This is a genomic window from Oscillatoria nigro-viridis PCC 7112 (assembly GCF_000317475.1).
Classification (GTDB): domain Bacteria; phylum Cyanobacteriota; class Cyanobacteriia; order Cyanobacteriales; family Microcoleaceae; genus Microcoleus; species Microcoleus nigroviridis.
The window spans coordinates 4,135,358-4,147,175 of sequence record NC_019729.1 but is presented as its reverse complement, the minus strand read 5'-3'; the positions used below and the strand labels follow the sequence as shown (position 1 = coordinate 4,147,175).

The window sequence follows — 11,818 nt, the reverse complement described above, 5'->3', positions numbered from 1 at the left end:
AACTCAAAATTTTTAACTCACAAATTTTTTATGGGTCGCCCGGGATTTGAACCCGAGACCAATCGGTTAAAAGCCGAATGCTCTACCGCTGAGCTAGCGACCCGCGAAAACATTGTTACCGCACACAATTTCAAATAGTAGCACCCCTCATTTGAAATAGCAAGTGTTTTTTAAATAAAATTTGCAGTCATGCGAACCAGCATCTCGCAAGTCGCTCCCGGCTGCAAATAAATCAAGTGTTCGCCAGTGTTGAGGGCATTTCTAGGAGCAGTCCAAGGTTCCAAACAGTAAAAATCCTTGCCCTTCACCATCCAGAAAACCAACTTCCCATAGCTGGAGTTGTAACTGAGGGTGAGCCGCAAGCCGCTCGCCGCGTCAGTGACAGTAGCAGCCAGACCGGTGAGCTCGTCAAAGGAAACATCAATTTCATCCAGCGTCGGGTCAAAAACCCCAGTGAAGTAACCCTTTTCATGGGTGTTCTGATCTCTGTACTGCATCCCCGGAATCTCAAAGCGGAGCTTAGATTTGTCCGTCGCCAAAAAATAGGGGTGCAAACCACTAGAAAACGGCATCGGTTCGGCAGACAGATTGGTGTATCGCTGAAAAATTTCCAAAGAATTGCCTTTAATCTGATAAGTGAAGGCTAGTTGGAAATCAAAGGGATAAACAGCCAGCGTCTTGTCGCTGCTGTCGAGAATCAGCGTCAGAGCGGCGCAACCCTCCGTAACTTGTTCGCCTATTGTCCAAGGCAAGTCTCGAGCAAAGCCGTGCTGTTTGAGCTTACGCTCCACTCCCTTGTGGGTGTAAGTATTCTCCGGGAGATTGCTGCAGATGGGAAACAGGATGGGAATCCCGCCGCGTACAGTTAGAGCGGGATTGGCGAACCGTTCCGCGTCCAAGTAGAAGATTTCTTTGCCTTCAACCAGCCAGCTAGTGGCAATACCGCCCCGTTCCGGCACAACTTCTAGAGTAGAGTTAGCGGTTTCGTCGGAGAGGATATAGGTTTTGTACTGCTTTTGCTTGAGCGCGATCGCAAACACATTTGTCATCGGTAGTAGGTCATTGATCATTGGTTGTCAGTAAATCGATCGTTAATCATTGGTCGCTAGTATCTTGATGTTCACCCATTACCGCCCCTATCCTCCCCCTGCATCCTCGCTCCTGCCCCCATCGGCTAACCAATCCTCCCAGCTATAGGAGGCAGGGCGATCCGGTGCTTGGAGCGGTTGCTGCTGGTAGCTGGAACGATCGCGGAGGCCGGCTGCTTTTTGAGTGCGACTTCAAAAGATACAGCCCGAGTGGGGGGAAGATAGCTTTGGGGACTCGGCACTGCTCCTTGACTGGGAGATGGGGGCGAAATAAACGGTTCTTTGATGAATGGCTCTTTTGTAAACGGCTCTGGTTCCCGGCTGGGATTTTGAGGTTGAGTGGGGTAGATGCGCGGCGGCAAATTTTGATTCCCAGGTGGGTTGGATTCAATTGCAGGCCCCGTCCCGTTCGGGAAAAATGAGGAGTTGTCCGGCTGTTGGGGCGCAGCCGGCAAAGCCGGCAAAATCAAAGTAGGTTTGGGTTGTCCGGGGCCTTGCAGATTGCTTTCACCGTCGCTGGCCCCGGAACCTCGCCCGGGCTGGGATGTACCGCTCTTTGCTGCTCCTGGCAATGGAGAATTTGGAGTTTTTGATGCCGCTCCTGGCTGGACTAGGGCATCGAGAACTACAGAAGAGCGCATCGGTCGATCGAAAATACTAGAAATTTGCTCGATGCGTTTGAGGATGCGATCTCCTGCGGCTCCCTTCACCACCTTCGGCTGAAACTTTTTCACCTCCACAGGCAGAAACTCTACCTTCATATTCCTGTCTTTGAGCGATACTTTCAGGACTGCGGTATCGTAATCCCTGCGAGCATTCGGGCCGAATATAAAATTACCCAGCGAGTAAACTATCGGGCGGCCCTTGTAAATTTCTGCACCTTGCAGTACCTGGGGATGGTGTCCCACTACCAAATCAGCTCCTTGGTCGATCGTGAACCGAGCCAAATCAATCTGCCAGTCCCCCGGATAATCTGCCAATTCGACTCCCCAGTGGTAATTAACAATAATCCAGTCTACCTGACCCCTAAGAGCTCGAATATCCTCGGCCACGCGATTGTTGCGGCGGGGGTTCGTGCCCGCTTTCCCTTGCTCGGCGACGTTAAGCTCGGAATCGTAATAACCGAGGTAGGCAATCCGCTGACCCTTAACTTCAATAATATCTGGACGCCTCGCTTCTTTAATATCTCTGCCGGCTCCCAGGTGTTGAATCCCACTATTATCTAGAGTATTCATAGTCTCCACCAGCCCCGGTTCCTCGTAATCCATAGCGCGGCTGTTTGCCAGATTGACAATATCCACTCCTCCGGCGGTTAATACTTTTACCGATTCTGGAGCGGCTTTAAAATTTAATTGTTTTTTGCCAGAGCCCAATGTAGAGCGAGTCAGGGAGTTTTCTAGGTTAACCATCGCCACATCTGCTTGCCGGTACTCGTCCATATTGGCGAAAGCCCATTGGTGATCGTTGGCAGCAGATGCTCCGAGCGCATCCGATAGATTCACATTTCCTCCGAACATCAGCGTTACTGTTGGGTCGTAAGGATTAGCAACTTGCTTTTGCTGTACTACTGGTACCACTTCTAAGGCCGCTTGCACCGTATCCGCACGTTTTGGAGGCGGCCCCGAAATTACAGCAGCTTGCTGGTAGCCGGATGCTGGAGAGCCTAACTGCAGGGCCACAGCCTCGTGGTAGCTGACCCAACACCCTAAAATAAATGAGGCAAGTGCCGATCCCACTAGCAGCAGAGAACGATACGTTTTAAATTTAACCCAATCGACGACCGGTAGGGAACGGTAACGCCGCCGCTGGCGGTTTGCCGGAGTGACAATTCGCACTGACTGTTTCCAGAGAATGTCTGCATCCCCAGCCAAGCGCGCGTGAATTCGCACTCCTTCTACTGCTGGCGAGTTGAGTCTCCAGAGTTGGTGGCAAATAAATTTGACTAAGCCTTCCCGGAGAGTGCTCCCGATTAATGCAGGATCTGGCGCAAATTCGCGCTGGAATTCTACGAGGATTTGGACGCAGCCGGCCTGAGCCTGTTCGACGCGGGCATAAATCCCTTCGGGGCGCAGCAAGCTGTCAATCCAGTAATTCAGGGCTTGAAAGTTGCCCGATCGCGCTAGCTCCAAGATAGACGGCTGCGACCAATTTTCTGCGTACACCATCAATTAGCCTCCTTAATACGCACGAGCGATGACTCCAATTTGTTTTGAACGGAACCGCAATTCTTTTAGCTTAACCGCCACAGGTTCCGCTGCCCGTTTTGAAGCTAGTTGTTGGCCGCCACCATTTTCTACATTTAGGGGCTGCCTGCTGTCAGTGATTTTTATCACACTCGGCTCGCTCGATTTGAGATTTGAGATTTGAGATGTTAGGTTGAGTTCACAGAGGGTACTCGGGGTCAGAACAAAAGTCGAAACAAAAGGTTTCTGGGGGAGTTGAGGTAGAAAAGAGGGAGATTTATGAGGCAGAGCCTGTTTTTATTGTCGCTGTTTGAGTGTCGCTTTAGAGCTTTGGCTTTGAGATTTGAGCTTTGAGCTTGAGCCTTGACGGCCTTAGCGGGCGATCGAACAAACGTCGCCACCAGAAAAGTTTCTGGGGGACTTGAGGCAAAAGAGATCGAGATTTATGAGGCAGAGTCTGTTGTTATTGTCGCTGTTAATCGCGTGCCGTCGTCAAGTCCTAATGTTTCGATCTGTGCTGGCAAATGCCTCTCACGAGGGATGCCACTGGCTGCACAACCTGTAATTGGATAAATGGCGTACTCGATAGATTTGGTGGTAAAATTAAATTTGGTAACTCCCATCGGTACAAAAGTTGCGGAAAACGTGAAACTGGCCAGTCCATACGGCTGTGCCTTCCGATGTAAAACCCAAAGTACGTTACGGTAAACAGGCCATATTTTAAGCAAGTTACACTGCGCAGGAGAACTGACAAATGCTACAGCGCAAAATCTATCAACTCTGTTGTGATGGTCGTGAGGTTTCTATTTTTCTTCGAGATCAGCAACGTTGGATAGAGCGCGCTCGTATCCTAGATATTGAAGGGGATCTAGTCACGCTGCGCTACGAAACCGACGAAGAAGACGAAATCAGCTCCTGGGAAGAAATGGTGCGTCTCGAAAGTATTGGATCTGTGTCCCAGAAGTTGGCTTCGGTATCCCGAACTAACTGCGAACCCCTAGTTTCTGACGATTGTCCCGAAGCCGAACAAATTCGCAATCACTACCCGGACTCGAATTTGGAATAGTTTTGACCTCGCGCTTGAGGCACAAGGAAAACTTGGGGGAAAAGAAAACGACTTTTCTCCCTTTTTTGTGGAGAAAGTATGCAAAAAACCCGGTTGAGGCCAAACATATTCTGGGTTGTGACCCCATCAGCTATTTTGCCTTTAAATTTAAGCTTGATGGCGGGAGATCCTGCCTACCCCACAAGAGCGTAAGTACACAGTAGTTTAAAAATTCAATCCGCGACACCCTAGCCCTGCTGAAACCGGGTTTTTTGTCTGGGTGCGTCCAGGACTGTTCTTTTGTTTTCTTTGCCTGCGGACTGGTTTCGAGCTGCCCGAGAGCTCATTCGCCGTCTGTTTCGCCATCTAGGAAAAGTTCGGACTCCGGTATCGCTTTAAACACCGGACAGAAACCGTCGGGGGTTACTTTAAAGCCAAACAAAGCACTCGACTGGTTCCAACAGCGCTGGCTGCGGTAGTGCTGGCAATTGCCGCAGCATTCGAGGTTTGCCTGAACGGCGCTGCCTTGAAAAAGGAGTTCCCGCTGGGAGATGCCGCGCAGTACCAGTTCTTCGCCTTGCCAGCGCGCTTCTACCAAGCCGGTATCGGCAAAATTTACCCACCGAGGATCGGCTGTAATCGGACTCGGCAAGCTAATTGCTACCTCTGTCCCCAATTCGCTGAGTTCTCCCTCATAGTTAGTTTCTGGGATAGCGGGCTGCAAAAACATTTCCCCGATCGGCAATTCGACCAGTGTTCCGGCCGCCGGAGTGTGCAACTGGTAGCGGTTTCGCAGCTCGTCCAAGTTAGCCAAGTCAGCTAAATATGCAGGGGAACCGTGGACTAAAATTACGTGCTGGGGACGCAAATTGTGGATGAGTTGGGTAGTCCCCGGCCCGTCGCAGTGTTCGGCTAGCAGATAAGTTTCGACACTTCTGATTCCAGATTCGGGGCTGTTGCCCAGCCAGTCGCTGACGGGATATCCTGGTTTTTGAGGCGCGAGCAAAATCCAAGGATTTGTGCCATCGGCAACATACAAAGCCAAATCAGCTAACTTGTCTGTAATTACAATACAGGGCGTGGCTCCCAATCCGGGGCGCTGTTCGGCAGACAGCCGGCGGACGCGGGGTTTCACTCTTTCGTCCCAAAACAAAGGTTGGTGCAGAGCAAAATTTTGGACGGCGGTGGGAAATTGGGGTAAGAGTTCCAGATAAGCGTCGCACCCGTCGGCGACAGTGCCGTCCACCCAAATATCCAAGTCGCGGCCAGTAAAGTAGTGGTGGCTGCGGAGCAGCATCAGCATTTCTTGGCCCAAACCAAGGGCCGGCGCGGGCAGGAGTACCGAGTACCCGTCGGCGATGGCGCGGTGGATGCGATCGGCTAATTGATTTTCCAGTTGTCGGCGGTGAGGGTGGCGCGCCGTGCCGTAACTGCCTTCCAAAATTAACACATCCGGCTTCATGCCCCTGAGTTCTCCCAGGGGCAAACCTTCCACCAAACGAGAATTGGACAGGAAAAAGTCGCCGGTGTAAACCACTGTGTAGGTGCGGTGCGGGGCGGCATAAGTCAGCAGCACAGTCGCCGCTCCGGGCAAATGGCCCGACGGGAACAACTGCACGCTCAGTCCAGGGCGCACTTCGAGCGGCGACTGCCAGGGCAGTCCCTGACAGAACCGGGACTCAGGCTGCTGAGGGAGTTCTGGCCAGTTGAGCGGTAGCAGTCGCGCTGTCACTTCGCTGGCGTAAATTGGCAAGTGGGGGAAAGATTGATGGAGTGCTAGCAAACCTCTGGCATGATCGGAGTGGGCGTGGGTACACACCACAAAATCGGCTGGCAGCGATCGATTTAGTGTCGCTGACAGCGGTGCAATATCCTCTATACCGCAGTCGAGTAAAATTCGGTGCGGCCCCATTCGGACTAGCAGACAGACCCCTTCCTGTGCGTGGCCTGCGCCGTAAGGTAAACAATCGAGATCCATCACTGCGGTTAGCTCCCTGCTTTGCACGCAACTTGCACTATCGCCACTTTTAAACATCGGTTGCGACTGCATTCATTCGATCGAGTTCAGTCTCGGACGCAGAAACCGGGGAAAGATGAACGAAAACACTTTGTTGCCGCCCTCGCTCCCGGTAAAAAAACCCAGTTTATCAAAGTTCTGGTGCGTAAGCCCCGGAGTTAAATGTTTGCTCGAAGGCTCCGGCTCTCGTGCAAGGAAAGTAATTGCACTTAAGATTTGATGCAGCGCCAAGAAAGCGATTTTCCGAAGGCATTGGCCCGACGGGCATTCTGCCTTCGACAAAGTTCAGGCTACTGGTTCTGGCATCAAAAGTTACATTTTATTGCACCATGTAAGAGCAGCGAACTCGATCTCATATTCTGAGTTTTAAACCTTTTTCCACAATTTGCGCCTGCTAAAAGCTAGTCTTTTTTATGAGAAGATTTTAATTCAGATGCCCAAACATCTTGATAAAACTTTACAATTCTTCATTTTTAGGGTTGTGAGGGCGGTGTAGAGTCCAATCTGAAAAACGGAGAACCGCATCATGCTAGCTAACTCCTTTTGTCAGGGCAGAGAGAGACTTTATGAGTTTGCTCGGTTTCTTTGTAAAAGTTTGATACATTCTTCTCAGCAAACCTTGTGGCTATCGAGGACAGAGCTTAAATGGCTTTTTGACACCGCCCAAAAACGGATATAAGTTTCCGACAGGAATCGCCAGCAGCCCAAAGTTTTAGACTCGTGTTCAAGCTCCAGATTCATCTGTGAAGTAAATCTCAAATCGTTCGACTGAGGGCGACTCGACGGCTCGCCCAAAGTCTGAGCGCGGCTCGACTGAGCTAGACTCGACGGCTCGCCCAAAGTCTCCCCGAAGTCTCAAAACTAAAATCTAAAATCGGCTGACTGGCCCATAATTAGGTTTGTTTACTCCGCTTTTTGACTACGGGACAAAACGATGTGTTTTTTTGTTTTACCCCAAACATAGCCACATCAATCCCCCGATAAGGGAGGATATTTATCCTGTACAAATCCCACTAACTTGCCAGAAATAATCTCAGGTAGATAAGTCTCCAACCAGTCTGTAATCTTCGGTTTTTTATCATTTCAGGGTCTTCTTTGGGGTGGGTTTTTGAGTCTTTTTTCAGCTAACCCGTGGCGGCTTAAACAAAGTGTAATAGCTTGGTTTTAAGTCAGACATCACATCGTAGTTCTCTAATAGTATCGTTGGAGTTGTGCTAAATTCCTGTTTTTTGACTGCTGTCAGCAAATGACTGCTGAGCTTTGCACAGATTCTAGATAAGCTGGCGTGCATCTAATTTGTATAGTAATTTTTATTAAAAGTCTTGTGGGGTGGGCGTCCCGCCCGCCCTAAAAATCTAATTTAGATGCGCGACAGCTTAACTGACTGAGCCTCGTCGTTCTGCCAATTTTAACCTAGAGATACCAGTAGTTTATAGAGTTTAGTTTATTAACGTAACGAATGATGCCGTAACTGACTTATTTAACCTGCTGAATCTCGGTATTTATAGCCTTTAGTAAAATCTTTAATTGGATGGATAATACTGCTTCAATTGACGTGGCATATCTAGGGATATATCACTCATTTATGTGGTTAAATAAGTAGGTAAAGTCTAGCTAACGTAGGTCAATGCTTGATTTTATCAATTGTTGTGTAGAGGATGAAATTTTAGATTAAACGACCGCTAAAAAACCTACCAAGTAATTTTTTTATACTTGATTTATTATTTTAGGTTAACAAATTAATAAATAATTATCTATTTTAACACCTGGCGGGGGATTGTTATAGTATAATTAATACTTGCGGAAGTTGCAATTGCAAGAAAGTTTAATTGTTTAATATGTTTGAGAGCATAGTACCCGATCGCAATTAAAGCGGAAATGAGGAGCGATCGCACAAACCGGGTTTTGTCAAAAAATCTGGTTTTTAGCTAGACAGACGGGAATCCCCACACCATACCGATCAAGGTTGGTGTGGGATGAAAGGCGCGTGAGACGAGGATTCCATCTGTCCACAATCTCAAGGCGCAGCTTTGAGCGGTGGACAGATGGATGACGAGACGAACAAATCTTATTCTACAGGTCTATCTTGCCCCTCAATATACTTCTTTAATTGCTCAACCGTCACGCCACCACATGAAGCAATAAAATATCCATTTGTCCAAAAAACATCTTTCCAGTAAACTTTTTCAACTTCATCTACAAACTCTTTCCGCAAATAGCGACTAGATACAGTCTTAAGATTGTTGATAAGCTTACTTGGTTCAGTTTGCGGTGTATATTGAAGCAGCAAATGTACGTGGTCACGCTCACCATTAAATTCTACCAATCTTCCTTCCCATTTTTCCATTAAGTTCTTGAAAATTTCCTCAAGCCTAGACAACATTTGATCGGTCAGAACTTTCCGCCGATACTTGGTTGTCAACACTAAATGACACTTGAGATCGGAAACTCCTCTGGCTTTATGGATAAAATCTGTACTCATAGACTTGACACCAAACAACATTCTCTGATAAATTAACACTAATTAATGCGTATCGGCTACGATGCAATGAAAGCGACCTACCAGTACCAGTTCTATCCCGACACTAATCAAAAGTTAACCCTCAACCATTGGCTGAGAATCTGTCGCTATTGGTATAATCGACAGTTAGGTGATCGATTTGATTGGTGGGAGATGAACCGCACTGCTATAAATGCTTGTCCATTGATTGCTAGCATCTCTGCGCCCCGTGCGAAGCCCAACTACTACTCCCAAAAACAACAATTGCCCGTCATTAAGAAAGACCTAGTAAAAGTTTTTCATAGTGGCGAACTTTTGGATTTTAAGCAGGTAGATTCAACCGTACTGCAAGATGTCTCTAAGCGAGTAGACAAAGCTTTCGAGCGGTTTGTCATAGGGGATAGTAAGGGCGGAAGATCGGGTAAACCCCGCTTCAAGACTGAGGCAGACTACCGGACGATGACTTTTTCTACAGCTAACAGCGACTGGATTAAGTTGGTTCGTAAGAATTGGCTTTATATCCGACTGCCAAAGCTAGGCATCATAAAAGTTCGGATGCACCGTCTAATCCCTGATGGGTTTAGCGTCAAGCAAATCAGCGTAACTAGGAAGGCTGACGGTTGGTTCATCCAAATAATGCTTGAAGACGCTTCAGTACCGCAGTTTATTCCTGATAAAATTACCCCAAACTGGAACAACTCGATCGGGTTGGATGCGGTACTGCATGAAGATGTCTACCTGGCATCATCATCGGGCGAAAAGTTGCCTTCGTTAAAACCACTTTGTAAAAACCAATCTAAGTTAGACCGCATTTCAAGGAAGCGGAATAAGCAAAAACGTGGCTCTAAATCTCGACGAAAATTAGCCAAAAAAGAAGCGAGACAACACCAAAAAATAGCGCGTTCTCGCCAAGACTTCCATTACAAAACGGCTCACAAACTTGTCAAGTCTGGAGCTAAGTTTTTCTTTCACGAAGATTTGAACTTAAAGGGCTTAACAAAGCGGAATAAAGTTAAGCAAGACGATGAGGGTAATTACCTTCCGAACGGTCAATCAGCAAAATCAGGATTGAATAAATCTTGGTTGGATGCTGCGTTCGGTCAATTTTTCAAGACGCTGGAATACATAGCCGAAAAAGCTGGATCAGTCGTCGTTTCGCAAAAACCTGCTTATACTTCAATGGTTCTGTGCTATCGGAATGAAATCATTTTTACCGATTGTGGGATACGGAATTATTGGGATGAGCAAAACTCTCTGATGGTTGATCGCGATATTAATGCTGCGATAAATCTAAAGAGACTTGGGTTGGACATTTTCCCAAGTATAAAACGCCGTAGCGGGAATCTTTCTGTGGTGGGAACTATGGATGACAGTACCGTAAAGGAAATCTTGCACACCCTTCATCGGGCTGCTAAGAAGCCCACATCATAACTGTACTCAGTTTGATGTGGGAGTATGTCACATGTGGTATTCATGGGGAGACTGAGGAGGAACCCGACGGCCAATAACGCCTGCAATTGAAACGTGCATCGAGGTGCGAAGGTTTTCCATAAAAAATATTCTGTAGGAAAAAACTTGACATCAGCGGGCGATCGAAAGTTAAAATAAATAATAGCCACAACAAAATGAGGCTTTATGTTTGATTCGCGATCGGCGATCGGCAAGTATGGCATTGAGAAGTTGCTATCCCCTAAAACAATTTCTGCTAAAATACATCCGGTAATATACGGAGTTTCTAGGATTTTTTCGCAATCTAAAATCTAAAATCTAAAATCTAAAATGGCAACAGCTATTCTTGAGCTGGAAATCTCCAAACTCCCGCCAGAAATTACGGTTGAGGAGCGTTACAGCAAAGCCTTGATCTTAATTCGACTGCACGGAAAACCGATCGGTCAAGCTCTTTTGCCCGTAGTCGGAGGCCGCTTTGGCGGTGACGAATTACGGGAAACACTGATGAATGCTGCTGGTGACAACTTGTGGAAAAACTGGCTCTACGACACTCTAGAATGGGATGAGCGGGGGCCGGTGGAGGCATTGCCGATCGCCACAGTAGCGGTTTGCACGCGCGATCGCCCGGAAGATTTGCGGCGCACTCTTGACGCGCTGATGCAGCTCCCAGACGAGGGTCAGGAATACTTAGTAATTGACAATTGTCCCAGCACGGACGCTACCAAGGAACTGGTCAAAAATTACCCACAAGTCCGCTATGTGCGCGAAGACTTACCAGGCTCCAGCGCTGCCCGCAACCGAGCTTTACGCGAAGCTAAACATGAATTCGTAGCCTTTACAGATGACGATGCGGCCCCCGATCCGAACTGGCTGCGATCGCTCTTGGGGAATTTTAGCGATCCGCGAGTCATGTGCGTCACGGGGCTGGTGATGCCCTTGGAACTGGAAACCGAAGCGCAAGAATGGTTTGAGTGCTACAGCCCCCACGGGCGGGGATTTGAGCGCCGAGTTTTTGACGGGGCGCAGTGCAATCCCCTGATTGTGCATCTTGTGGGAGTTTCGGCGAGTATGGCTGTGCGGAAAAGTTCGATCGACTACATTGGCCTGTTTGACGAAGCTTTGGGGGCGGGAACACCTACGGTGGGCGGCGAAGACTGTGAACTTTTTGCCCGCATTTTGCGCGCGGGCTACTGCATTGTCTACGAGCCGAGAGCATTGAGCTGGCACCGCCATCGGCGCACTTGGGAAGAATTGCGAAAAACGCTCCAAGGCTACGGCATCGGAGTCTATGCTTTCTGGACGCGGATGTTTGTAATCAACAAAGAATTCAGTGTGCCTCTATTAGCTTGGGGATGGCTGCGGTACAAGCAAATTCCTGAATTAATTGCTTCTTTGCGAAAGCAACCGGATGCGGTTCCGAGGGATTTGCTGTGGGCTCAATTCCGGGGCTGCATTAGCGGGCCGATGGCTTATTTTGCTTCTCGGAAGTTGTTACAAAAAATTAAGGGGAGCATTGAATAGGGATTTTTAGATTAT

The 11,818-nt window shown here is 48.3% G+C and carries 9 protein-coding genes and 1 tRNA gene; 4 read left to right on the top strand and 6 right to left on the bottom strand.

Going from position 1 to position 11,818, the window contains the following annotated elements; genetic code table 11:
• Positions 1–31: 31 nt before the first annotated feature.
• From OSC7112_RS17470 to OSC7112_RS39865, 4 genes are all read right to left on the bottom strand, one after another.
• Positions 32–103: transfer RNA gene (locus tag OSC7112_RS17470), tRNA-Lys, on the bottom strand.
• A 67-nt stretch (positions 104–170) separates the two neighbouring features.
• Positions 171–1,040, bottom strand: a complete 870-nt coding sequence (locus tag OSC7112_RS17465; protein WP_445933952.1) for an aldose epimerase family protein — start codon at positions 1,038–1,040, stop codon at positions 171–173.
• Between the two features lie 134 nt (positions 1,041–1,174).
• Positions 1,175–3,253 (bottom strand): CapA family protein, encoded by a 2,079-nt coding sequence (locus OSC7112_RS17460; RefSeq protein WP_015177147.1) that lies wholly within the window; start codon positions 3,251–3,253, stop codon positions 1,175–1,177.
• Between the two features lie 12 nt (positions 3,254–3,265).
• The gene (locus OSC7112_RS39865; RefSeq protein WP_158307982.1) at positions 3,266–3,421 is read right to left on the bottom strand and encodes a hypothetical protein; all 156 of its coding nucleotides are present in this window, start codon (positions 3,419–3,421) and stop codon (positions 3,266–3,268) included.
• Between the two features lie 213 nt (positions 3,422–3,634).
• On the opposite strand from OSC7112_RS39865, the gene OSC7112_RS39860 reads away from it, so the two are divergent.
• Both OSC7112_RS39860 and OSC7112_RS17455 read left to right on the top strand, forming a co-directional pair.
• The gene (locus OSC7112_RS39860; protein WP_190274225.1) at positions 3,635–3,844 is read left to right on the top strand and encodes a hypothetical protein; all 210 of its coding nucleotides are present in this window, start codon (positions 3,635–3,637) and stop codon (positions 3,842–3,844) included.
• Positions 3,845–4,025: 181 nt separating this feature from the next.
• Positions 4,026–4,337 carry a DUF6679 family protein gene (locus OSC7112_RS17455; RefSeq protein ID WP_015177146.1) on the top strand — a complete coding sequence of 104 codons (312 nt, stop codon included), beginning with the start codon at positions 4,026–4,028 and terminating at the stop codon, positions 4,335–4,337.
• A 322-nt stretch (positions 4,338–4,659) separates the two neighbouring features.
• On the opposite strand, the gene OSC7112_RS17450 is transcribed toward OSC7112_RS17455, so the two are convergent.
• Both OSC7112_RS17450 and tnpA read right to left on the bottom strand, forming a co-directional pair.
• Positions 4,660–6,294, bottom strand: coding sequence for an MBL fold metallo-hydrolase (locus OSC7112_RS17450; protein WP_051041599.1), 1,635 nt, complete (start codon positions 6,292–6,294; stop codon positions 4,660–4,662).
• A gap of 2,107 nt (positions 6,295–8,401) precedes the next feature.
• Complete coding sequence (tnpA, locus tag OSC7112_RS17440) at positions 8,402–8,815, bottom strand: IS200/IS605 family transposase (RefSeq protein WP_015175269.1); 414 nt, start codon at positions 8,813–8,815, stop codon at positions 8,402–8,404.
• A gap of 45 nt (positions 8,816–8,860) precedes the next feature.
• Between tnpA and OSC7112_RS17435 the strand changes: the two genes are divergently transcribed.
• Both OSC7112_RS17435 and OSC7112_RS17430 read left to right on the top strand, forming a co-directional pair.
• Positions 8,861–10,264 (top strand): RNA-guided endonuclease InsQ/TnpB family protein, encoded by a 1,404-nt coding sequence (locus OSC7112_RS17435; protein WP_015177144.1) that lies wholly within the window; start codon positions 8,861–8,863, stop codon positions 10,262–10,264.
• A gap of 348 nt (positions 10,265–10,612) precedes the next feature.
• On the top strand, positions 10,613–11,803 hold the full coding sequence (locus OSC7112_RS17430) for a glycosyltransferase family 2 protein (RefSeq protein WP_015177142.1): 1,191 nt from the start codon (positions 10,613–10,615) through the stop codon (positions 11,801–11,803).
• Positions 11,804–11,818 lie beyond the last annotated feature (15 nt).